26 protein-coding genes and 1 pseudogene are annotated in these 21,015 nt (G+C 42.7%); 6 read left to right on the top strand and 21 right to left on the bottom strand.

Annotated elements, in window-relative coordinates; all coding sequences use genetic code 11:
* Positions 1 to 9 precede the first annotated feature (9 nt).
* The 18 genes from MTTB_RS04630 to MTTB_RS04545 form a co-directional block, all read right to left on the bottom strand.
* The gene (locus MTTB_RS04630; RefSeq protein ID WP_248563871.1) at positions 10 to 390 is read right to left on the bottom strand and encodes a 30S ribosomal protein S6e; all 381 of its coding nucleotides are present in this window, start codon (positions 388 to 390) and stop codon (positions 10 to 12) included.
* 29 nt (positions 391 to 419) lie between these two features.
* Positions 420 to 2,195, bottom strand: coding sequence for a translation initiation factor IF-2 (gene infB / locus MTTB_RS04625; RefSeq protein WP_248563870.1), 1,776 nt, complete (start codon positions 2,193 to 2,195; stop codon positions 420 to 422).
* A 5-nt stretch (positions 2,196 to 2,200) separates the two neighbouring features.
* Positions 2,201 to 2,659, bottom strand: a complete 459-nt coding sequence (gene ndk / locus MTTB_RS04620; protein ID WP_248563869.1) for a nucleoside-diphosphate kinase — start codon at positions 2,657 to 2,659, stop codon at positions 2,201 to 2,203.
* Positions 2,660 to 2,669: 10 nt separating this feature from the next.
* Entirely contained in the window at positions 2,670 to 2,837 is a 168-nt protein-coding gene (locus MTTB_RS04615) for a 50S ribosomal protein L24e (protein ID WP_248563868.1), read from the bottom strand.
* A gap of 12 nt (positions 2,838 to 2,849) precedes the next feature.
* The gene (locus tag MTTB_RS04610) at positions 2,850 to 3,056 is read right to left on the bottom strand and encodes a 30S ribosomal protein S28e (RefSeq protein ID WP_112094261.1); all 207 of its coding nucleotides are present in this window, start codon (positions 3,054 to 3,056) and stop codon (positions 2,850 to 2,852) included.
* A 17-nt stretch (positions 3,057 to 3,073) separates the two neighbouring features.
* Complete coding sequence (gene rpl7ae / locus MTTB_RS04605; RefSeq protein ID WP_248563867.1) at positions 3,074 to 3,445, bottom strand: 50S ribosomal protein L7Ae; 372 nt, start codon at positions 3,443 to 3,445, stop codon at positions 3,074 to 3,076.
* Positions 3,446 to 3,641: 196 nt separating this feature from the next.
* The gene (locus MTTB_RS04600) at positions 3,642 to 3,845 is read right to left on the bottom strand and encodes a histone family protein (protein WP_248563866.1); all 204 of its coding nucleotides are present in this window, start codon (positions 3,843 to 3,845) and stop codon (positions 3,642 to 3,644) included.
* Between the two features lie 198 nt (positions 3,846 to 4,043).
* On the bottom strand, positions 4,044 to 5,252 hold the full coding sequence (gene thrC, locus MTTB_RS04595; protein ID WP_248563865.1) for a threonine synthase: 1,209 nt from the start codon (positions 5,250 to 5,252) through the stop codon (positions 4,044 to 4,046).
* Positions 5,253 to 5,265: 13 nt separating this feature from the next.
* Positions 5,266 to 5,862, bottom strand: a complete 597-nt coding sequence (locus MTTB_RS04590; protein ID WP_248563864.1) for a stage II sporulation protein M — start codon at positions 5,860 to 5,862, stop codon at positions 5,266 to 5,268.
* Positions 5,859 to 6,962, bottom strand: a complete 1,104-nt coding sequence (locus tag MTTB_RS04585) for a tryptophan--tRNA ligase (RefSeq protein WP_248563863.1) — start codon at positions 6,960 to 6,962, stop codon at positions 5,859 to 5,861. Before MTTB_RS04585 ends, MTTB_RS04590 begins: the two co-directional genes overlap by 4 nt.
* Positions 6,963 to 6,974: 12 nt before the next feature.
* Positions 6,975 to 7,481: a tRNA-intron lyase gene (gene endA / locus MTTB_RS04580; protein WP_248563862.1), complete on the bottom strand. Its 507-nt coding sequence runs from the start codon at positions 7,479 to 7,481 to the stop codon at positions 6,975 to 6,977.
* A 12-nt stretch (positions 7,482 to 7,493) separates the two neighbouring features.
* On the bottom strand, positions 7,494 to 8,048 hold the full coding sequence (locus tag MTTB_RS04575; protein WP_248563861.1) for an SIS domain-containing protein: 555 nt from the start codon (positions 8,046 to 8,048) through the stop codon (positions 7,494 to 7,496).
* A 10-nt stretch (positions 8,049 to 8,058) separates the two neighbouring features.
* Complete coding sequence (npdG, locus tag MTTB_RS04570; protein WP_248563860.1) at positions 8,059 to 8,727, bottom strand: NADPH-dependent F420 reductase; 669 nt, start codon at positions 8,725 to 8,727, stop codon at positions 8,059 to 8,061.
* A 12-nt stretch (positions 8,728 to 8,739) separates the two neighbouring features.
* Positions 8,740 to 9,486 carry a sugar phosphate isomerase/epimerase family protein gene (locus tag MTTB_RS04565; RefSeq protein WP_248563859.1) on the bottom strand — a complete coding sequence of 249 codons (747 nt, stop codon included), beginning with the start codon at positions 9,484 to 9,486 and terminating at the stop codon, positions 8,740 to 8,742.
* 15 nt (positions 9,487 to 9,501) lie between these two features.
* A complete protein-coding gene (locus tag MTTB_RS04560) occupies positions 9,502 to 11,328 on the bottom strand; it encodes a PINc/VapC family ATPase (protein ID WP_248563858.1) in 1,827 nt (608 codons plus the stop codon).
* 5 nt (positions 11,329 to 11,333) lie between these two features.
* Complete coding sequence (gene hisI / locus MTTB_RS04555) at positions 11,334 to 11,714, bottom strand: phosphoribosyl-AMP cyclohydrolase (RefSeq protein ID WP_428343376.1); 381 nt, start codon at positions 11,712 to 11,714, stop codon at positions 11,334 to 11,336.
* A 2-nt stretch (positions 11,715 to 11,716) separates the two neighbouring features.
* Positions 11,717 to 12,994, bottom strand: coding sequence for a histidine--tRNA ligase (gene hisS / locus MTTB_RS04550; RefSeq protein WP_248563857.1), 1,278 nt, complete (start codon positions 12,992 to 12,994; stop codon positions 11,717 to 11,719).
* 25 nt (positions 12,995 to 13,019) lie between these two features.
* Entirely contained in the window at positions 13,020 to 13,682 is a 663-nt protein-coding gene (locus tag MTTB_RS04545) for an RNA ligase partner protein (protein ID WP_248563856.1), read from the bottom strand.
* A gap of 103 nt (positions 13,683 to 13,785) precedes the next feature.
* Between MTTB_RS04545 and MTTB_RS04540 the strand changes: the two genes are divergently transcribed.
* The 3 genes from MTTB_RS04540 to MTTB_RS04530 are packed head-to-tail and all read left to right on the top strand — an operon-like array spanning position 13,786 to position 16,897.
* Positions 13,786 to 14,631 (top strand): shikimate dehydrogenase, encoded by an 846-nt coding sequence (locus MTTB_RS04540; protein ID WP_248563855.1) that lies wholly within the window; start codon positions 13,786 to 13,788, stop codon positions 14,629 to 14,631.
* 6 nt (positions 14,632 to 14,637) lie between these two features.
* On the top strand, positions 14,638 to 15,591 hold the full coding sequence (locus tag MTTB_RS04535; RefSeq protein WP_248563854.1) for a replication factor C small subunit: 954 nt from the start codon (positions 14,638 to 14,640) through the stop codon (positions 15,589 to 15,591).
* Positions 15,592 to 15,604: 13 nt separating this feature from the next.
* A complete protein-coding gene (locus tag MTTB_RS04530; protein WP_248563853.1) occupies positions 15,605 to 16,897 on the top strand; it encodes a replication factor C large subunit in 1,293 nt (430 codons plus the stop codon).
* Here the strand turns inward: MTTB_RS04530 and MTTB_RS04525 are convergent.
* Positions 16,890 to 17,531 carry a hypothetical protein gene (locus MTTB_RS04525; protein WP_248563852.1) on the bottom strand — a complete coding sequence of 214 codons (642 nt, stop codon included), beginning with the start codon at positions 17,529 to 17,531 and terminating at the stop codon, positions 16,890 to 16,892. The genes MTTB_RS04530 and MTTB_RS04525 overlap by 8 nt on opposite strands.
* Before the next feature lie 80 nt (positions 17,532 to 17,611).
* Here MTTB_RS04525 and MTTB_RS04520 point away from each other — a divergent pair, with 80 nt between their 5' ends.
* On the top strand, positions 17,612 to 18,535 hold the full coding sequence (locus MTTB_RS04520; protein WP_248563851.1) for a hypothetical protein: 924 nt from the start codon (positions 17,612 to 17,614) through the stop codon (positions 18,533 to 18,535).
* 250 nt (positions 18,536 to 18,785) lie between these two features.
* Positions 18,786 to 19,376, top strand: a pseudogene (locus MTTB_RS04515) (DedA family protein).
* A gap of 5 nt (positions 19,377 to 19,381) precedes the next feature.
* Here MTTB_RS04515 and MTTB_RS04510 read toward each other — a convergent pair.
* Positions 19,382 to 19,930: a DUF483 domain-containing protein gene (locus MTTB_RS04510; protein WP_248563850.1), complete on the bottom strand. Its 549-nt coding sequence runs from the start codon at positions 19,928 to 19,930 to the stop codon at positions 19,382 to 19,384.
* Between the two features lie 12 nt (positions 19,931 to 19,942).
* A complete protein-coding gene (locus MTTB_RS04505; protein WP_248563849.1) occupies positions 19,943 to 20,596 on the bottom strand; it encodes a 2,5-diamino-6-(ribosylamino)-4(3H)-pyrimidinone 5'-phosphate reductase in 654 nt (217 codons plus the stop codon).
* 58 nt (positions 20,597 to 20,654) lie between these two features.
* Between MTTB_RS04505 and MTTB_RS04500 the strand changes: the two genes are divergently transcribed.
* A complete protein-coding gene (locus tag MTTB_RS04500) occupies positions 20,655 to 21,014 on the top strand; it encodes a carboxymuconolactone decarboxylase family protein (protein ID WP_248563848.1) in 360 nt (119 codons plus the stop codon).
* The last annotated feature ends 1 nt before the right edge of the window (position 21,015 follow it).

Raw genomic sequence — 21,015 nt, 5'->3', positions numbered from 1 at the left:
TTAGGTTTTTTATTCTTCCTCGGCACTTATAAGTTCTTCTAGGGGCTTATCACCCCTCTTGGTTACTATGGTGTTTATTTGCACAATATCCTCGGATATAACATTACCCCTTAGGGTTTTGCGTCTTCTTTCACCTTTACGCTTTGGCCTGTAATCTGGACCGGCCGATACTAGACTTCTAACCCTCCTAGGGCCTGGTATATCCTTTCTCATTGGGAAACCGTCCTTGTCGCTTCCACCGGTTATCTTTAACTTGTAACCTTTTAGTCCTATTATTGAACCTTCAAATTCGTCGCCTATGGCGAGTCCTATGAGTTTCTTCTCTTGTGAGGGGTCGGCTTCCAGTTGTATGCTTTTTTCTTTATCGGAGATTACTATCTTGAAAGTCACTGTGTCATCTCCCTCCCATACTATTTATTTTAGGATCCCCATGTTGGATCCTTTTTCCTTTTAATCTCGGCTATTTCTTGGAGCGTGTTATATTCGTCCTCGGTAAGATCCCCTCTGAGTTTGTCTATGAGGATCTTATAGTGTTTCTCTGGGACGTCCACGTAGAGTATGTCATCTTCATGGACATTCTTCCCGAATATGGCTTCACTTATTGCCATGGCCAATTTTTGGCCGGTTGATGCGGATTTTCTGCTTTCGCCCTTGTCTTGCATGCTAGCCACTTTACCAAGGGATTTGCCTTCGCTTGTCATTAGGGGGTAGCCCTGTTTTATAGTTCCGGTGAGAACTTCTATACCTGCTATGGCTGGTTTGCTCTGCCTAAACACTAATTTAGGTATTATCCTAATCTTAGCAGGTCTTATGATGGCTTCCAGCCATTTTTTCTTCCGTTTCTCCTTGATTTTTTCCATCCATTCTTGGTATTCTTCCATTAACCTGTAGATTACATTCCCTTGGAATAATTTTATCTTTGAGGCTTTGATTTCTTCCATGGCGGATGGTAGAACCTTTACATTGAAGGCTATTATAACGCCATAGAGTTCGTTTTCTTGTTTTGCAATCTGTGCATTGACGACGTCTTTCCTTGAAACATCACCTATATCGGCGATCTTTATAGGCACTTTAAGATCTTCTAGGAGTTTTACCATGGCTTCGAGTGAACCTAGAGTGTCGGCTTTGACGATTATGCCCTCATCCTTTGTGACTATTTTAACGTCTTCTATTTCTTTTTGTAGTTCATCCTTTATAGATTTTATATCATCCTTGATAACCCTCAGGGGGGAGCCTGGGATGACATCGTCTATGTTTGGGGCTACTATTTTTATACCCGCGGCAGCCACGACCTCGTTTACCTTTTGGAATCTTTTCCTGGTTTCTCTCATCTCTTCAAGGGGTCTTGGTTTTAGTAATGATCTTATCCTTGTTGTTATGATATCATCTGGGGTTATTAGGGCTATCTGGTCGTTGTCCTTGATTATACCATCATAGATAATGGCGTCTAATGTTGTCCCCAGTCCTTTTTCCTCTTTGACTTCTAGTACTGTGCCCTTTGCCGGTGCATCGGGTTCTATCTCTAACTGTTTTTTAAGGTATTGTTGGGCGAGGCCCATGAGCATGGTTAAGAGTTCGGGGATGCCTTCACCCGTCTTCGCACTTATAGGTATGATGCTTATTTGGCGCGTGAAATCCGTTATCCTGTCGAAGCGTTCAGATGCGAAACCTTCCTCGTGGAGGCTGCCAACAAGCTCATATACCTTTGTTTCAAGTCTTTCCTGGACGTTACTGGCTTGTAGTGGGAATGTGTCCATGAATGGCATGTCCTCGTGGACTTGCCACCCAGAGATTTTGTCTATTTTGTTTGCCGCGACTATGAATGGTGTCTTGTACATTTTGAGGATGTTCAGCGCCTCATAGGTTTGAGGTTTGAAGCCTTCATTTATGTCTACGATCAGTATCGCGAGGTCTGCTAGGGCCCCTCCCCTTTTTCTGAGGGTTGTGAATGCCTCATGGCCTGGTGTGTCAATGAAGAACAGGCCTGGTAATCTTTCTTTTATGGAGAATCTTTTAAGGAATTTGCCACATATTTTTTCTATGATTTGCATTGGGATTTCTGTCGCCCCTATATGTTGCGTTATGCCCCCGGCTTCTCTGGCGGCGATGGCGGTGCCCCTGATATGGTCTAGTAGGGTGGTTTTGCCGTGGTCAACGTGGCCGAGGACTGATACTATGGGCGACCTTATTTTCATTTTTTTTATCTCCTGGGTTCGTATATTATTTTTTCATCTAGCATGGTATAATCGTGGATTTCATCATCATTGAAGAATAGTTTTATTTCTCTTTCAGCTGATCTGGGCGAGTCTGAGGCGTGTATTATGTTTCTCCCTGTATGGAGTGCGAAGTCTCCTCTTATGGTGCCGGGGTCTGCTTCTTGTGGGTTGGTGGCTCCGACGATCTTTCTTGTCAGTTTTATACTGTTTTCGCCTTCTATTACTAGTGCTAGTACTGGTGCGGATGTTATGTAATCTATGAGGTCTTCGAAGAATGGTTTGTCTTTGTGTTCTTGGTAGTGTTCCATTGCGAGTTCCTTTGTGACGTTTAACATTTTTGCAGCGACTATTTTAAGTCCTCTTTCTTCGAGTCGTGTTATGATTTTTCCGATTAGTCTTCTCTGGATGGCGTCTGGTTTTAACATTATGAATGTTTTTTCCATGGTATCACTATTATTTTTTCTTTGTGATCCATTTGGTTTTCCTGGGGACTCTTTTAAGTTTTAGCATGTTCTTTTCGCATTTGCTGCTGCAGAAGAAGTATACTGTGCCGTCTCTTTTCACGAACATTTTCCCGGTTCCTGGTTCTATTTCTTGGTTACAGAATGAGCATGTTCTCATGGTCTTTACACCTTATGGTGCTTTGATTTCTTTGGCTTCTCTGATGGTGTCCAGTAGCATTAGTATGTCGCCTTCTCTTACTGGTCCCATCACGTTTCTTGTGAGTATTCGGCCTTTGTCTCTTCCTTCTAGTATTCTACATTTTACTTGTAGTACTTCCCCTGTCATCCCGGTCCTTTTGAGGACTTCGATGACTTCTGCTGGGGTTGCTTCTTCCAATATTATCACCTAGGCTGTTATTTTTTGAGTTCTTCGACTTTCTCTATCACTTCTTTTATTAGTTCTTCTGATTCTCCAGGGTCTATTATACATGCTGATGCTGAGGGAACGTTTAAACCCGCGGCTGCTCCTAGTTCGTCTTTTGTGGGTAGGTATACGTAGGGTATTTCTTTTTCTTCCGCGAGGACTGGTAGGTGGGCTACTATCTCTGGCGGGTCAACATCCTCAGCTATTAGGATGAGCCGTGCAACTCCCCTTTCAGCTGCTTTGGTGACCTCGTTGGTCCCCTTAGCTATTTTACCAGTGTCTCTCGCTATCTCTAATGCTTCAGCGGCTTTATCAGCTAATTCTTTTGGCACGTCGAATTTTACGTAGATTGCTTTTGCCATAAAATATTACCTCCTTTTTCATCTGGTTTTTTGGATACCATCCATCGGCAATACTCTGAGCTGGTGAGTACCCTTTTATAAATGGGAATATATAAAATTTTTCTAATAAAAAATTAGAACAACTATAGTAGTGTTATTCTAGTTATTGTTTATAAAACTTTCCCCGGGAAAGAAAAAATAAAAGAAATAAGAAAGCTTATATCTTTTTAACGGCTAATTCTATGTCCTCTGCTTTAACGGTTTTTCTACCGGCGTGTTTTGCGAATTTTATGGCTGCTGCTGCTATCTCTTCACCTTTTGCTTCTAAGGCCTTTGCTAGTGCTTCTCTTGCATCATCACTAACTCTCTCGGCACCGGCATTTTTTATGATTCTCCCAATAGGGGCTATTGGCAATTCCATAACCAACCACCTCAATTTACAAGTATCATCTATTAAATTACTTCTATATAAATATATCGCCAATCATGTAGATTCTCTGGGCCAACTATGAACTTTTCGCCCATGATATCATGATAGGTATTATCATCCAAGATTTTATAAAAAACGATAAACTATGGAAGAGTCCCATGAAAAAAGGGACAACCAAAAAAGACAAATCTACCCAGAACCGGCCTTTCCCATTATAACATCTAATAGGCTGTTAATATCAGCTTCAACCTCCAATGGCTCCTCACAAGCCCTTATAGCAGTGTCAGGATCCTTGAGTAGGTGGCCAGTTGCTATGCAGACGACTTCCTCCCCCCTGTCAATCTCTCCTTCATCCAACAACCTTATAAGGCCTGCTAGGGAAGCTGCTGAGGCGGGTTCAACACCCACACCCTCCTTCCTCGCCAAGAGCTTCTGAGCCTCCAAAATCTCCTTGTCGCTCACAGACTCTGCAAGACCTTCGGACTCATAAATAGCCCGAAGAGCCTTAAGATAACTTACAGGAGCCCCTATACGTATAGCTGTTGCGACAGTTTCAGGATTCTTAACAGGTTCTATCTCCATCTCACCTTTCTTAAAAGCATTGACAATTGGGGAAGCACCCTCAGCTTGTATACCAGTCATCATAGGCCTATCATCAATAAAACCGGCCCGGTAGAATTCGCTTATACCCTTCCATATCGCCGAGATGTTACCAGCATTACCCACTGGTAATATAATACGATCGGGGGATCTCCAACCCAGCTCATCAACTATCTCAAAACCGATGGACTTCTGACCTTCCAGACGGAAAGGATTCACAGAATTAAGAAGGTAAACTTCACCCATTAAGGCAAGGCTCGTCACGGCCTCGAGGGCTTCATCAAAATTACCCCTAACAGATAAAACCCTGGCACCATGGAACATGGCCTGGGCAAGCTTGCCAAGGGCAACCTTACCATGGGGTAGAAGCACTAAACAGTCTAGGTTGGCCCTCGCAGCATATGCAGCCAGTGAAGCTGAGGTATTCCCTGTTGAAGCGCATCCAACACTTTTAACCCCTAACTCGAGGGCTTTGGTTATACCAACACTCATACCCCTATCCTTGAAGCTTCCTGTTGGATTAGCACCCTCAAATTTAACATATAATTTCACCCCAAGGTCTTTTCCTATATTGTCACATTTTATAAGGGGTGTTCCACCCTCCTGGAGTGTTACTATCTTTGATTCATCAACTGGCATGAACTCTTTATATTTCCACATTGTCTTCTTTCTACCCTCGAAAACATCCCTTGAGACCTTGGGTTCTATTATGACTTCGAGTATCGAGCCACACTCTTTACAAGTGTATACTATCTCATCCAGTTCATACTCCATCCTACATTTTATACATCTTATCATCTCTAAAACACCACTAGAAGCCTTTTATCATATAATAGAATGTTAGTGTGAACTCTGCTTCGACTATAGCCGCTATGAGTATGAGTATAACAGCTATAAGGAATATGAGTAGGGAATCTCTAAACTCTGTTATATTATCATTGAAGGATTTTTTCAATTTCCGGGTGAATGACCCTGAACCTCTTATAAGGTCCCCTATAAAGTGGATGATGAAACTTGATAACCTGAAACCTCCTGCACTCGCGATTATAAGACCTGGGATCTCAAATATGCCATGGGGCGCTACTAATAATATGAAATCAACCACCGGGACCTTCGTGGCGAAATATCCCATAAATAATCCGTTAAGTGCAAGGGATAAACTTGTGAAGATGCTCAGGGATAAGCCGCCAAGATATAATAGGAGGATGGCCTGTAGATTATGAGAGAATATGGAGAATATACTTATACCCTCTTCTATGACGCTCTTCTTAAACTCTCTCATCAGAGGCGCTAACAAGATATCCAGGAATCCTGCTAGCAGGTATCCTATGGAAAATGATCCTAGGAATATTATGGTGGCTATGATAAGGTAATTCTTATTCTCTTTGTAAAGGTCTTTGATATTCATGGGTGCACCCTGTCAAGTATGGATTCTGCGATTTTCTCGGCCCTTTTTCTTTTCTTTGAAAATTTCTCAAAAAATCTTCGCATATAATCTGCAACATTATTTTTACATTCACCACACATAAGTGTGCCGTTCCTACAATCCCTATATACCCTTTCAAGCTCTTTATCGGAGCCTATCATATGATATAATAGGATTTCATATACGATACAATCCTCTGGAACCCCCCCTAGTCTCTTCTGCTCCTCTAGGGTCTCCCTGCCACCTGTCTTGGCATTTTTAACCTTCCATTCGATCTCGTCAGGCGTGTCTGTTAAGAATATTGCAGTGGCTGGTTTGCTGCTTGACATTTTACCCCCAGTAAGCCCCCTCATAAACCTGTGATAAGTGGAGGAGGGGAGAATAAAACCATACCTTTTCTGGAGACGGGATGCTATATCCCTTGTAAGGCGTATGTGAGGATCCTGATCAGGCCCTACTGGTACGAGGGTCGGCCTTGGACCACCATACTCCTCTAATTGTGGGTGTAGTATATCAGCTGCTTGTATGAGGGGGACATAAACATGTGCCATGTTAGTCGAACCAGTGAAACCATATATGGCCCTCAGCTCGTTAAAGTTAACCTTTTTGGCGAATATATAAGCAAGATCCTCTACTAGGAGATTCTCTGATTGTAGATAAACATGGATGTTATCCTGTGTAAGGTCTAGGCCAAGGGCTATATAACTACTTATATATTCTTTGATTGCGAGTTCCCGTGATTCTTCGAAGTCGATGTCACGTGCAGAATATGATTCCATATCAGCTATTGGAATGTAAATTTCCGCCCCGTGTTCATCATACCAGACGAGCTGGTCAACTATCATCTTATGTCCGATGTGCATCCTTCCACTGGGCATCATCCCTGTTACTATTGCAAAGTCTTTCCCTTCATTTATGGCTGTGAGTATCCTCTCATAGTCCCTGTGGCCGAATATTATACCCCTTCTCATGAGCCAATGTGGATCCTCTATCTTGTCTAGGATTTCTTTGAAGGGTTTTATGCCGAAGTTTTCCATTATTTCATTGTATTCTAGTATCTTTGAACTCCATGGGTCTATCATAATCTTTCACCTTTATGGTCTGATCCATTCTACCATGTAGTAGGTGACGTCTTCTTCGTCATCGACTACTGCAAGTATTAGTTTTTTTCTAACGCCATGGGCGACTCTGACATAACTTGAAAAGTCTAGGATTTTAAGGTTTGTGCTTTCATGTAAGACCCTTACAAGGTAGCTTGAATGGTCTTTGGTTGGGGTTTTCCCTCTTTCATAGACTCTGAATTCTGAACCATATTTGAAGCCTGTTTTCACTATGTAGCCCCTGTCTCGAAGATCCCTGTAGACTATGAATTTCTGGTATAAGCCGCGCTTGTTTAGGATGGATATGAGCTCGTTGAAGCTTATAATCTTTTTATCATCCCATATTGAGAGTTTGCCTTTCCATTGTAGGTAGGCCGCCTCTACCAGTGACAGTTTGAGGTGGTCGCCTTCTAGGTTCCCATAGTGGCTCTTCTGGTTTAGGCGTAGGGCCATAGGATCCCCTTGTACTGTTACTGTGTCACCTGCAAGTTGACCATCCAAACATTCTCACCCTTAGTAGTGTGCTTTTGCAAGGTCTTTTTCTGTTTTTCCAAGTTTTGTCATTAACTCGGATATTATACCATCTAATATTAGGAGGCTTGTATCTTCATATAATGTGCCAAGTGGTGTTATGTTATCTTCTTTCCCGGTCTTTATCTCTTTTTTGTAGTCTCTCCATGGTCCGACATCTATTATGGTATTTGATAATTTTGCGAGTGGCGATTTTGGGTTTGCTGTTACTCCTATGATACGGGCCCCTTTATTTTTTAATCTTCTGGTCTCTGTTATTATGCTCTTTGTGTCCCCTGAACTTGAGATGATTATGATAAGGTCATCTTTCTTGGGTGTGATGGTTGTGGAGTCTCCGATTACATGGACATTTAGTCCTAGTTGGGCGAGTCTCATTGCGAATTCTTCGCCTACTAGTCTTGACCTGCCACTGCCCAATATAAATATAGATTCTGATTTTGTGAGTAATTCTATGATGTTATCTATGTCTTTTTTGTTTATTCTTTCCGCGACTCTCCGTGCGTGTTCTGTTATCTTTTCCACGGTTCTCAGGGGCATTGTATTACCTTCAAATGTTTGTTATCCTTATACCAGCATTTTTTATCCTATTTTTCATGTTCAGGTTTATGAGTAGTGGTGTTATCTTCTCGATTATCCTGGCATTTTCTAGGGGTCCGCAGTCTATGCCCCTGATTCCAGGTATTTTTTCTGCAAGTTCTATCACGAGTTTCTTGGCTTTTTCGTCGTCTGATGTTATGAGGCAGTCACATTCTACGTCTTCCTTGAACTTTAGTAGGCTATGGGCGCTTATGTTGTTAAATGCTGAGACTACGGTTGTATCTTTTAGGAATTTCGCGGATCTTTCAGCGGCTGAACCATCCCATAGGTCAAGGTATTTTACACCGGACCCGCCAAGTGAACTTTCAAGGGGTACTGTGGCATCTATGAAAATTTTACCCTTGGTGTGTTCCTTTATAGATTTTAGGGTTGCCATCTGGGCATGTAATGGTACCGTTAATATTATGATATCTGCTAGGCTGGCGGCATCCTCATTATTCATACCCTCCAATTTCAGCCTTGGGTTGTCTGTCATCTCCTTTATCCTATCCACTGTATCCCGGGCTCTCTTCGCATCCCTCGAGCCTATTATAACATTTTCACCCGCCATCGCGAGTCTTAGGGCCAATCCCATGCCCTGGTCTCCGGTTCCTCCTATTATGGCAATTTTCCTATCCATTGTACATCACCCTTAGAGTAGGTTTAATTTTTCAAGGAAAGTTAAACTTTCAATTAATTCTTCCTTGCCCTTCACCTCAATTGTTAGGATACCACTGTATCCTTTCAGGTTTTCGAATACCTTGGGGAAGTTTATGGTCCCTGTTCCGAGGGCATTGTGGGAATCTTCTAGGCCATTGTTATCTGAGAGGTGTATATGGCCTATTAAATCTATTTTAATGTCCTCTGTTGTGTAGCCCATGGTGTGGGCGTGGCCGATATCAAGGGTTGCCATGATTTCAAGTTCTTCTACTAGTTTTTGTAGTTCATTTAGGTTATTGTAGAGGTATTTTTCCATCCTTGGCATGTTTTCGAGGCAGAGTGTCACGCCTAGATCATCTGCATATTTTTTAAGTTCTTTGAGTGACTGGAGATTATATTCTAAAATTTTATCCTTGTATGCTCTTGCAAGGAATGGTACGCTACCTGGGTGTAATATCAGCTTATCCGAGTCTAGGCGTGTTGCTAACTCCATTGAGGATTTTATCTCCATTATTGATGATCTTCTTATCCTTTTATTTGGGGAGGCTATGTTAACATCAGAGATGGGGGCGTGTACTATGAATTTGAGGGAGTGTGAGCTGATTAGATCCTCTTCTATCCTATCTAGCGGGTATTCGTTGATTATCTCACAATTGTTGATCCCGAGCCCTTCTAAATATTCCAAGGTGGCGTTAAGTGGTGCTGGGTGCAAGGCTAATGTTGAAACTCCAAAATCCAAATAGGCCCCCCAATGTCATGTTTCTGACCTTAAACGGGCTTTTATGGGTATGCCCTTCCTAATAGCCTCTAATATCATCTCAGCCAATTCGATATCCTTTTTTATCCTTATAGTGCCTTTTTTCCCTACCGTGGCTGTGAACAGGTATTCGTCACCCACTAGTATATCATATGATACTCCTATAGAATCTTTACCGAATTCTAGGACCACATAGTTCCCGGATACATCCACTGGAACCTGTATTAGGCCTTTTTCCTCTACCTTTTCAAGGGGTTGTATGTTGATGCTTATCCCTATACTATCTTCGATCTCTTCGATGGTTTTACCCTTTTTGCCTATGATCTGTGGTATATATTTTTCTTCAACCCATACCCTCGCCCTTTCATCGGATTCTAGTTCGACTTTGAATTTACCAGGGGGTAATCGTTTACTGAACTCTTTTTCAATTTCCCTCTCAACGATTAACTGAGCTGGGGTTTTCCTTTCACCGAGGGTAGAAACTTCCATTACTATGGTCTGTTCACCGTAGGTATAAATCTCATATACTAATTCTCCTGTTTCGAAGTCTCTGATTTCGATTACTGGCCTTGCAAGGTCTGCTTCGACCATGCCACTTGGCACCTTAACCGTTAGGGAGATGTCATAGACTGCCTTTATCTTCCCATCCTCTATGAAGATGGTTGTATCTACTATTGATGGTATCATACCAAGTTCTACTCGTCCTATTATCCTCTGGATGGCGTCTATGGGCCGGGTGGCGTGGACCACTCCAACCATACCCACACCTGCAAGGCGCATGTCAGCGAATATCCTGAAGTCTCTTGTTTTCCGCAGCTCATCATATATTGTGTAGTCTGGCCTTACAAGGAGGAGGATGTCCGCGGTCTTTTGCATGTCCCTTTCTATCGGAGCATATTGGGTTATCTCATCACCTACTTGCAGGTCCCTTGGGGATTCCATGGTTTTGACTATTGCATTCATCTCCTTGCTGAAAAATTCGGCGACTGCCTGGGCGAATGTGCTCTTACCAGCCCCTGGGGCCCCGGCGATTATTATACCCTTGGCAGTGTCCCTCAGACGTTCCATTAATTCATCAGATAGGCTATAATCTTCGAGTGAGACCCTTGCTACTGGTCTTACGGCTGTTATCTCCATGGCCTCTGAGAATGGGGGTCTTGCGATGGATATCCTATATTCTCGGAATTGGACGACTGTAGCGCCTTCCATTTCTATTTCGATGAAACTTTTCAAGTCGCTTTTAGCCCTTTCAACTATTTCACGGGCCATTCTATGGATTTCTGAACGTTTAAGTGGCCTGGATCCTATCCTGACAAGTTTTATTTTTCCTGGTTTTCCTTTTTTTGCCATGGGGACAACGTTCTCTTTTAGGTGGACTGACATTGTGTCCTTGTCAAAGTATTTGCTTATCTCGAGTTTATCATATTCAAGGACTTCTGGTTGTATGTATACTACATCTAATCCTTGGGCCCTTGCAACTTCTGCTTGTACTTTGTCGCTTGTAACTAGTACTGCATCGTGTTCCCTGGCTGTGCTCCTTATCATGGCATCTATTTCACCACCCTTTGCGAGGGCTATCTCATCTAGTGTGGGTCTTCTACCAACGAAGATCATGGAGATTATATTCTCCTTACTCAACTCCTGCAGGTTTTTAAGCTCTTCTAAACCGTTAAATCCTGTTTCACGGCCCCTGTTCGCCTGGTATTCTAGTTCTGATACTACGGCTTCTGGTATTATAACTTTGCTCCCCTTGAATTCCTCTTCTTGTACTATGTCTGTGATTCTACCATCCACGATAACACTCGTATCTGGGACTATCTTCATATTATTCATCCCCTATAGACTTTTTCAGGATTGAAAACTTTCCGGCCTATGTTTTCTAACTTCTTGGGGGGGGTTAGCCTCCTATAGAAGCATGAGTAGTATCCTGTATGGCATGCACCACCCTTTTGTTCTACCTTTAATATTATGGCGTCCATGTCACAATCTACTAGGATTTCTTCCACTTTTTGGGTGTGACCTGAACTTTCACCTTTTAGCCAGACTTTTTTCCTTGACGTGCTCCAGTAATGGGCCATGCCGGTTTTTATTGTCCGATCTAGGGCTTCCTTGTTCATATAGGCTACCATTAGGATCTCTTTGGTATTTTTATCTTGGGCTATTGCTATTATAAGTTTCTCCCCGCCTATTTCGTGTCTAAAATTTAGGATCTTTATTCCTCCTTGAGATATTCTATTATCTTATCAATTTCTACGAGCTTCTGGGAGCCTGTTTTCATGTCTTTGATGGTGACTTTACCATCTTTAAGGTCTCTTTCGCCTACGAGGATGACCTTTTCCACGTTGAGATGGTCTGCATATGATAATATTTTCCTCAGTTTTCGACTTGAGAGGTCAACATCTGAGGGTATGCCAGCCTCTCGGAGCTCCTGGACTATCCTATAAGCTGATGGTCTGGTTGAATCAGAGACTGGGGCCACGAAAACCTTTGCAAATTGGAAGATCTCACCTTTTTGTTTTTTGAGGGCTGCTACTAGTCTGTCGAATCCGAATGCGAATCCTGTTGATTGGATTTTTTCTCCACTGAACAATTCTATGAGGTTGTATGTGCCGCCTCCACAGATTTGCTTTTGGGCTCCTAGTGATGGTACATAGATCTCGAATACTATACCAGTGTAGTAGTCCAGTCCCCTGGCAATTCCCAAGTTCAGGTTATAGTCTTCAACTTTGAAATCATCCAAAAGCGATATGAGTTTTCTAAGGTCGTTAATGGACTCCATGGCGGGTTCACAGCCACCAACCATACTTTCAAGGTCTTCAAGCACCTCTAGACCACCCTTCATGCCTATGATGGATAATAGTAGGTTCTCTGTGGTTTTGTCCACTTTTATATTCTCTAGGTGGATTTTAAGTCCTTCTAGGTCTCCCTTGTCGATTAGGCTCATTATCTTATCTTGTGATTCTCCTTTTATCCCAGCATCTTCTAATATTCCCCTGAGTATGCCAAGGTGTCCTATATGTAACTTGTATTCTTTGAGGCCAAGTTCTCGCAGGCAATGCGCTGCTAATGCTATCACTTCTGCTTCCGCCTGTGGGGATTCTGCGCCCATAAGTTCGCATCCAAACTGCCAGAATTGCCTGAATCTGCCAGCCTGGGGCCTCTCATATCTGAAACAACTCCCATAATAGTACAATTTTATAGGCTTTGGATGTTTTCTCATCTCATTCAGGTATAATCTGGCCACTGGTGCTGTGAGCTCTGGTCTCAAGGCCAGGTCTCTGTTTGCTTTATCCTTGAAATGGTAGATCTGTTTTATTATCTCTTCTCCAGATTTTAGGGTGAATAGTTTTAAGTCTTCGAATATTGGGGTTTTTATCTCATGATAACCATAGGTTTCAAAGATTCTCTTCAGGGTCTTCTCTACTTCTTTTCTCTTTTTCATCTCCTCGAAGAGGAAGTCTCTTGTCCCACGCGGTCTTGTTATCTCCATGTATTATCCCCCTGGCGATTTTGGACTATTCATAGTATTTAAGGTATTCTTCTAACATTTTGGGGAATGATGTTGCCTCAAGGAATCTTAAACCTAATCTTTCAGCCCATACTTGGATGCCCTCATCTGCTGCGACAACACCGGCACCTAGTTCCTTGGCCAGTAATAAAACGTCGAGGTCTGGGGCGCTGTCAAGGGTCCCCCTGCGGAGTGCGCTCCTATATTTTTTCCTGAAGTCTTTTATAGCCCCGCCTATCACTTCCATTTCTATCCTGCTCTTTTTAACACCCTTTGAGGCCATTACCATGGCCTCTACTGCAGCCTCCCATATTGCGGACTCTGAGATCCTCATACCCTTGTTCATTCTCTCCCTTATGTCCCGGACGTACTCAAAGAAAACCTGGGATGGTATCTGGGTGTCATAACGGTTTGGTGTCTTTTTCACTATCCATGTCTCTGCCTTTACGAGTATATCCTCTGGACAACTATACCTGTTCATATAATCGGTGAACTCCTTATAGGTTACTGGGGGCATATGACAGCTTATATTTAATTTGATACGGGATCTTGCTATGAGGTCGAGTAGTTTATCAACTGACTTATGGAGATCCCCGGAGCCTATCAGGTCCCTTAACTGTTTATCAGTAAATGCAGTTGTATCAAGTACAAATCTTTGTTTTGCAAGCACCTTTATTCCCCTCTCATAATCGTGATAGAATATATTATCATCATCAACAAATAAATATACTTGGATCTACCAAAGGAATTAAGAGAAGAGGAGGCTCCTGGTAATGATAACAGGAAAGACCAATGTTGTTGGAGTGATAGGGGATCCTGTGGAGCACAGCTTATCACCTATCATGCATAATGCTGCGTTCAATCACCTAAACTTGGATTATGTCTACGTAGCCTTCCACGTGAAAAGGGGGATGGCAAAGAGGGCAACAGAGGCCATGAAAACCTTCAACATAAGGGGACTTAATGTCACAATCCCACACAAGGTAGATATACTGGACTACATTGACAAGGTAGATGAAACAGCAAAGCTTATAGGGGCGGTTAACACCCTAAAACTAGAAGACGGGAAAATATGGGGTTTTAACACAGACGGCCTGGGTTGTGTAAGAGCCCTTGAAGAAGTGACAACACTCGAAGGCAAGAATATTATAATATTAGGTGCTGGTGGGGCTTCAAGAGCTATCGCATTCCAACTAGTCTCCTCTAATATAGGGGGCTTGCACATCCTTAACAGAACCCCTGAAAACGCCAAGAGGACAGCGGAGGACATAAAAAACAAACTAGGAACTAGGGTATTCGCGGGTGGCCTAGAATATTTGAAAGAGAAGATCAAGGATGCGGATATCCTCATCAACACAACACCAGTTGGAATGTACCCTGATGCCGATGCAAGGCCCCTCGCAACCGCTGACATATTACACGAGAACCTGATCGTGAAGGACTTGGTCTATAATCCACCCAAGACAAGACTTTTAAGAGAAGCTGAAAAGGCGGGGGCTAGGACAATATCAGGAATAAAAATGTTAGTATACCAGGGGGCGGAGTCATTCAAGATATGGACGGGGAAAGAAGCCCCAACGGGTATAATGGAAAAGGCAATACTAAAAGTTATAGGGTGATCAAAATTGGAAGGACCATGGGTTGAAAAGTACAGGCCAAGAACACTAGATGAGATAGTGGGACAAGGACACATCATATCAAGGCTTAAACGCTATGTTGAACAGAAGAGCATGCCCAATCTCATGTTCACAGGACCAGCGGGGGTCGGTAAAACAACAGCAGCGTTAGCACTGGCAAAGGAGATATTGGGAGAAAATTGGAGGCAAAACTTCCTAGAACTTAACGCTTCTGATGCGAGGGGAATAGACACGGTAAGAACTAACATCAAAAATTTCTGCCGCTTAAAACCAATAGGCGCACCATTCAGGATAATATTCCTCGACGAAGTAGACAACATGACAAGGGACGCCCAGCACGCCCTCAGAAGGGAAATGGAAATGTACACAAAAACGGCAGCATTCATACTCTCCTGTAATTACTCGTCTAGGATAATAGAACCATTACAGTCAAGATGTGCAATATTCCGCTTCTTACCACTCAAGGGACACCAGATAAAGGAAAGGCTAGAATACATCGCAGAGAAGGAAGAACTAGACTATGAACCAACAGCCCTAGACATCATAGCTTATCTATCAGAAGGCGACCTTAGAAAAGCCATAAACATACTACAGGCAGCAGCCTCACTACAAGAAAAAATAACCGAGGACACAATATACGAAGTGGTTTCAAGGGCCAGGCCAAAGGACGTCCGTAGGATGATAAAAACAGCCCTCAAGGGGGATTTCATGGACGCTAGGAATCTTTTAAGGGAGATCATGATATTACAGGGTGTGAGTGGAGAGGATATGGTGGATCAAATATACCAGGAAGTTTCAAGACTGGCCATGGAGGGCGTCCTAGAAGCCGAAACCTACATAAAATTCATAGATTCCATTGGAGAATATGATTTCAGGATAAGAGAAGGCGCAAATCCCAGAATACAATTAGAGGCGCTGCTTGCAACATTCCTATCTGAGTGACCGGGGCAAGAGGATGTCATGGACTGAAAAATACCGGCCGAGCACATTCGATGAGATGGTGGGGAACAAAAAAGCCATCGAGGAAATAAAAGAATGGATCCAAGCATGGAAAGACGGCAAACCACAACCCCCACTCCTACTAATAGGACCCCCAGGAACTGGGAAGACAACACTAGCCCATATTATCGGCTCTTATTTCTCAGATAAACTAGAACTTAACGCCAGTGACAAAAGATCCTACGACCTCCTCATAAACATTATAGGAGAAGCATCAACCACCAGATCATTATTTGATGATAACCTCAAACTCATCATACTCGACGAAGTTGATGGCATCCATGGAAACGAGGACCGTGGGGGGGTGCGCGCAATAAACAAGATAATAAAGGAGTCAAAGCATCCCATCGTATTAACTGCTAACGACCCCTACAGTAAAAAACTGCAGACGATAAAACCAGCCTGTAAGATCATCAACATTAGAAAAGCACACCCAAACTCAATAGTAGCATACCTTAAAAGGATCTGCCAAAAAGAGAACATAGAAGCAGACCCTAAAATCCTAAGAGAACTAGCCAAGAGGTCACATGGGGATCTAAGATCAGCCATAAATGACCTGGAGGCCATGGCGAAAGGAGAAAAGAGAATAGGAGCCGAGATTCTGGAAGCTGGTGAAAAGGATGTTTTCCCGGGCCTATTCGACGCTATAAGGGCCATCCTAAAGAGTAAAAATATTAGGCATGTAAGGGAGGCCATGCAAATCGACGAAGACCCCCAACTATTACTAGAATTCACAGCAGAAAACGTCCCAAGAGAATACGAAAAACCCCATGAGATAAGAAAAGCTTACAATCATCTATCCCGTGCCGACATATTTTTTGGGAGGGCTAAACAGACAAGAGATTACATATATTGGCGTTATGCATCAGAACATATAGGAGTAGGGGTAGCCCTATCAAAGGATGAAACCTATAGGAAATTTACAAGATACGCAGGCCCGGGATCACTCCAATTCCTTGGGAGGACAAGGGCCAAACGCCAAACAATAGATAACCTGGCGGAGAAGATTTCAAGAAAGTTGCACATATCAAAGAAGGTTGCCATCACAACCTTCCCCTACCTCAAAATAATAGTAGAAGATGAAAAAATGGCCAAGGAGATCAGAAAGTATTTAGAATTAACAGATGAAGAATTCAAGATACTCAAGGGGAAGAGAAAATCGCGCAAGACCGGGAAAGCAGAACAGAAAGTGGAAGGGGCGGATCCCCCAGACCGGGAGAAACAGACAACACTCCTACAATTCAAATAATACCCTTTTCTCTAATATAATTTAAAGATTTCAGCATATTCTCCCTAAACTCTGGTAGAATCTCCTCGAAGAACCCGATAAACTCTTCGATAACATCATCCCCTGTTATTTTTATCGGCCCGGTCCTAAGCCACCTTTCAATCCAAGCTACAGGCACCCTGGATAGTGGGTACAATAATCTCCCCCTATCATCTTCTCTTGGGGGGCCCCTTATAGGCTTTCCATTGATCATCTCCCCTATGGCATTTGCGATTATATGATCCAGTGTTAATGGACATGCGATAAAATCAAATTCTCCCCCAGAGACTAAACTGACACCATATTTTCTAGTGTAGGGTTCTAATACAGCATATAATGTGTATGAGAGCGGATCATCCCCTTCCTCGACAAGTATCCTCTGATGGGGTTCTAATTCATCTGATAGTACGCGGGAGACCCTTGAACATATCATCTGGAAAATTTTAGACCTTACAACCTTTATACTAGGATAATTTTTCTTGAACACTTCCTCTCGCTTCCTGGAAAACCTCGAAAACCTGAGATTATTTATAAGGATGGCATCCTCCAAGATGCTCACAAATCTCGTGTCAACACCAATACTTGACAAGAACCTGATAACCTCTCCTTTACCCATAGAATTTCCACCTCTCCCTTAAAATTTTATTTAATTCATATAATATAATAAGAGTATAAATTCTGATGAAGGTGGGCGAGTTGTTCAATTTCTTAAAAAGGAAAGGTGATAAGGAAAATATCCTGGAAATAGAACCTGATGGTCCCATAGATTGTATAGGAGACTTCACCTACAATTTCTACTGGCAACAAAAGGGGGAAGAACTTGAACCAGAAGATCAAATACCCGGAACAGACCACACATACAAGGACATTGTAGAGCACCTGAAAAATGGTGGTAACGTCAAAATATTGGGAGATGCTGGTCATAGGCTATGCTCGAGTATGGGAGCTGACCTAAAATTTTTTGGGGGAACAGGAAAAGCAATAGACATAGGCGATGTTATCGTAGAGGGTGATGTTGACACCCGAATGGGTATAAACATGTTAAGGGGGAGCATATACGTCAAAGGTGATGTCAAGGAGCCCATCGGGAACCTCATAGAGGTGGAATCTGACAGGAAAGGCTATAAAAAATTCAAGTCAATAACAGATATAGTCACCAACGGCCTCCAAGGAGAGAAGCTCGTGGGGGCGATATTAGCAGGTAACAGGCTTATAATAGATGATGGGCGTGTAAGGGACACTATAGGGGCCCGTTTAGACGTGGAGGCCCAGATAATACATAAGGGTGATGTTGACCTTTCCACGGGTATACTAATGAAAAAGGGCATCGTAAGGGTAGATGGGGATGCTGGTAGGAATACAGGAGCCTTACTAAGAGGAGGCACGGTAATAATAGATGGGGATGCTGGTGACTTCACGGGCATTGACATGAGATCAGGTACGATTATAATAAATGGGGATGCGGGTAAATTCATGGGAGCTCAAAGAAAAGGGGGAACCATACTAGCAAAGAGTGGAAAACCAGTACCGCCAACATCAGAAGGTAAACTTACAGAAGAAGACAAACAGACACTAATAAACTTCGGATTCAAACCCCAATCATTCAAAAAATTTTCATAATACCCCGGGGACTTATTTTAATTGAATAGGTAGCTGATTATTTTTCTGAACTGAAGGAAAACCTGACGCTAATAATATGCCATGTTCTCCGTCTATAATCGGGAAACCCCCCATATATAGTGTACTTTTCTAGAAGTGAACCTCCCAGTCTAGGGGATGGTCTCCATAGGATGAGAATGGCCGGGGAAACTGAAGATAATAGTCATAGTATGGGAAAACATATATCAAAGTTTAGACAAAGAAGGGGTACATGTTCAGTATTTTGGAATATTTGAGCAATATTGTTATTGGATTCATCCAAGAAACCGGATATTTTGGCGTTCTTATATGTATGATCCTTGAGAGTGCATGTATACCACTACCTAGTGAGATTATAATGCCATTCAGCGGATATATCCTATGGAAGGGTACTATGAGCATCATTGGGGTTACAATTATAGGAGCTCTAGGAAACCTTATAGGTTCATTGATGGCATACATTATAGGCTTTTATGGTGGCAGACCATTACTTGAAAAATATGGTAAGTATATTCTTATCACAGAGAAGAAGCTTAAAATGGCAGAAGAATGGTTTGCAAGGTATGGCCATGAAACAGTTCTCATCTCCCGGGTCCTCCCAGTTATACGTACATTCATTTCATTACCTGCAGGGATAGCTGAAATGGACTTGAAAAAGTTCACAATTTATACTTTCATGGGATCAGTGCCCTGGTGTTTCGCCCTGGCATACGTTGGGTAAACCCTAGGTCCTCATTGGGCAACTGTAGAATCATTATTCCACCTTCTGGATTATGCTGTTATCATAGGATTGGCCGTGCTCTTGATCTACATATGGAGGTAACCCTTTTATCTTTTGATTGGGAGCTTCTCGTAATATTCGTTGTAGCCTAAATGAAAGTGTGGTAGTTCCCTTTTAAGTTCCTCTTCAAGTTCTAATATCATCTGGTATTCTCTAGAATCTACATATGCTATCAGCCGGTTTTCCCACGCCCTTTTGCACTTTAAGCTGCAGGGTATGAAACCGGATGGTAGTATGAGGGCGCAGACGCCCTCTGGCACGTCCAACTCCTCTAATTCCTTTAGGTGACTTTCGTCTATCGCGAATCTTGTCTCTTCTGAAAAGCTTTTCACGCAACATTCTGGATAACCTAGTAGTCGACCTATCTGGTAGTCATCGCCCCGGTAGATTCCAAGTTCTGTGGATACGAGGGGGTCTAGGGCGGGCCTTGTTGGGGGGTTATATTTGTTCACGATTTCTATCTCCTTTTCTAGGCGGGCCATTAGCTGGTTGAAATAGAATTCATCCACGTGACAGATGCTCTTGGGACCATCCTGGCATCCATCCTCTCTTAACTTGATTATTCTTTTGTAGATTTCTTCGAGCAATTTGAGCATCCCCCCAAAATTTTAGGATTTTATAACCTTGTATTCTAGGATTAGATCCTCCCCGAGTGTGTAGTATTTTTTGAGTTTTAGTTTTATGGCATCCTTCATATGGGGTATTCCTTGACCGTCTACTAGTGTTTTTGCTTTGACACCCCCTACTATCATGGGTGCTATGCAAACCCTTACCTCATCTACGAGGCCTTCTCTGAGCATGGAAAAGTTTAGGGTTGAACCGCCTTCTAACATTAACTTGTGTATGCCCATTTTTTTTAGTTCGGCCATTAGGGTTTTTAGGTTGACTTTTTTGTCGCCTGCTGTGATTATCTTCGCCTTCTCTGATAGTTTTTTGATTTTCTCTGTTGGGGCGCTTTTTGAAACTGCTATTATTGTCGGGGCTTCCTTGTTGAGTATTCTGTAATCTGGGGGTGTTCTTGCTTTGCTGTCGACAACTATCCTAGTGGGGTTTTCTGTTTTGTCGGCTTTTATCTTGTGTATTGTTAGGCGGGGGTTGTCTATGAGTACTGTGTTTATCCCTACCATTATGGCGTCGCATTCTCTGCGCAGTCTATGGACTCTTATCAGGTCTTTTTCTCCTGATATTTCCAAGCTTCCGGTGTGTGTTGCTATTTTACCGTCGAGTGTCATGGCAGCATTTAATATTACATAAGGTTTCAAATTGTATAACCCCCAAGTATTTATTGGATAGATATTGGCTTTGTGGAGGTATAAGATTATGGGAAGGTATGAGAAGGGATTGAAGATACAGGATAGGATCCATAAGGGCTCGTATGAGGAGCTTAAGGGGGAACTGGAGGATATAGCCCCTGATTTTGCGCGTATGGTTGCTGAGTTCCCTTATGGTGAGATATATTCTAGGGGTGGTCTTGATCTTAAGACAAGGGAACTTATAACCATCGCCGCTTTAACAACTCTTGGTTGCGCCACTTCACAGCTTAAAGGTCATATTCGGGGTGCTATTAATGCGGGTTGCACGAGGGAGGAGATAATCGAGACTATAATACAAATGTCAGTATATGCTGGTTTTCCCGCTGCTATAAATGCTCTAATAGTAGCTAAGGAAGTCCTGGAATGAT

This window comes from Methanothermobacter tenebrarum (assembly GCF_023167465.1).
Lineage (GTDB): Archaea > Methanobacteriota > Methanobacteria > Methanobacteriales > DSM-23052 > Methanothermobacter_A > Methanothermobacter_A tenebrarum.
Note: the sequence above shows the minus strand (reverse complement) of the source record. Positions and strands in the feature narration are given on the sequence as shown.

What these genes read in the sequence shown, in the direction of transcription:
- ndk (WP_248563869.1), bottom strand. Translation starts at nt 2,659, where the DNA reads ATGGAAAAAACATTCATAATGTTAAAACCAGACGCCATCCAGAGAAGA.
- MTTB_RS04600 (WP_248563866.1), bottom strand. Translation starts at nt 3,845, where the DNA reads ATGGAATTGCCAATAGCCCCTATTGGGAGAATCATAAAAAATGCCGGT.
- MTTB_RS04615 (WP_248563868.1), bottom strand. Translation starts at nt 2,837, where the DNA reads ATGAGAACATGCTCATTCTGTAACCAAGAAATAGAACCAGGAACCGGG.
- MTTB_RS04590 (WP_248563864.1), bottom strand. Translation starts at nt 5,862, where the DNA reads ATGAATATCAAAGACCTTTACAAAGAGAATAAGAATTACCTTATCATA.
- MTTB_RS04585 (WP_248563863.1), bottom strand. Translation starts at nt 6,962, where the DNA reads ATGATAGACCCATGGAGTTCAAAGATACTAGAATACAATGAAATAATG.
- infB (WP_248563870.1), bottom strand. Translation starts at nt 2,195, where the DNA reads ATGAAAATAAGGTCGCCCATAGTATCAGTCCTCGGCCACGTTGACCAC.
- MTTB_RS04510 (WP_248563850.1), bottom strand. Translation starts at nt 19,930, where the DNA reads ATGCTCAAATTGCTCGAAGAAATCTACAAAAGAATAATCAAGTTAAGA.
- hisS (WP_248563857.1), bottom strand. Translation starts at nt 12,994, where the DNA reads ATGGAGATAACAAGACCGCGTGGGACAAGAGACTTCCTCTTCGAGGAG.
- MTTB_RS04530 (WP_248563853.1), top strand. Translation starts at nt 15,605, where the DNA reads ATGTCATGGACTGAAAAATACCGGCCGAGCACATTCGATGAGATGGTG.
- MTTB_RS04560 (WP_248563858.1), bottom strand. Translation starts at nt 11,328, where the DNA reads ATGAAGATAGTCCCAGATACGAGTGTTATCGTGGATGGTAGAATCACA.
- thrC (WP_248563865.1), bottom strand. Translation starts at nt 5,252, where the DNA reads ATGATAAGATGTATAAAATGTAGGATGGAGTATGAACTGGATGAGATA.
- MTTB_RS04525 (WP_248563852.1), bottom strand. Translation starts at nt 17,531, where the DNA reads ATGGGTAAAGGAGAGGTTATCAGGTTCTTGTCAAGTATTGGTGTTGAC.
- rpl7ae (WP_248563867.1), bottom strand. Translation starts at nt 3,445, where the DNA reads ATGGCAAAAGCAATCTACGTAAAATTCGACGTGCCAAAAGAATTAGCT.
- npdG (WP_248563860.1), bottom strand. Translation starts at nt 8,727, where the DNA reads ATGGATAGGAAAATTGCCATAATAGGAGGAACCGGAGACCAGGGCATG.
- MTTB_RS04500 (WP_248563848.1), top strand. Translation starts at nt 20,655, where the DNA reads ATGGGAAGGTATGAGAAGGGATTGAAGATACAGGATAGGATCCATAAG.
- MTTB_RS04540 (WP_248563855.1), top strand. Translation starts at nt 13,786, where the DNA reads ATGATAACAGGAAAGACCAATGTTGTTGGAGTGATAGGGGATCCTGTG.
- MTTB_RS04575 (WP_248563861.1), bottom strand. Translation starts at nt 8,048, where the DNA reads ATGCCCCTGAGAACCGTGGAAAAGATAACAGAACACGCACGGAGAGTC.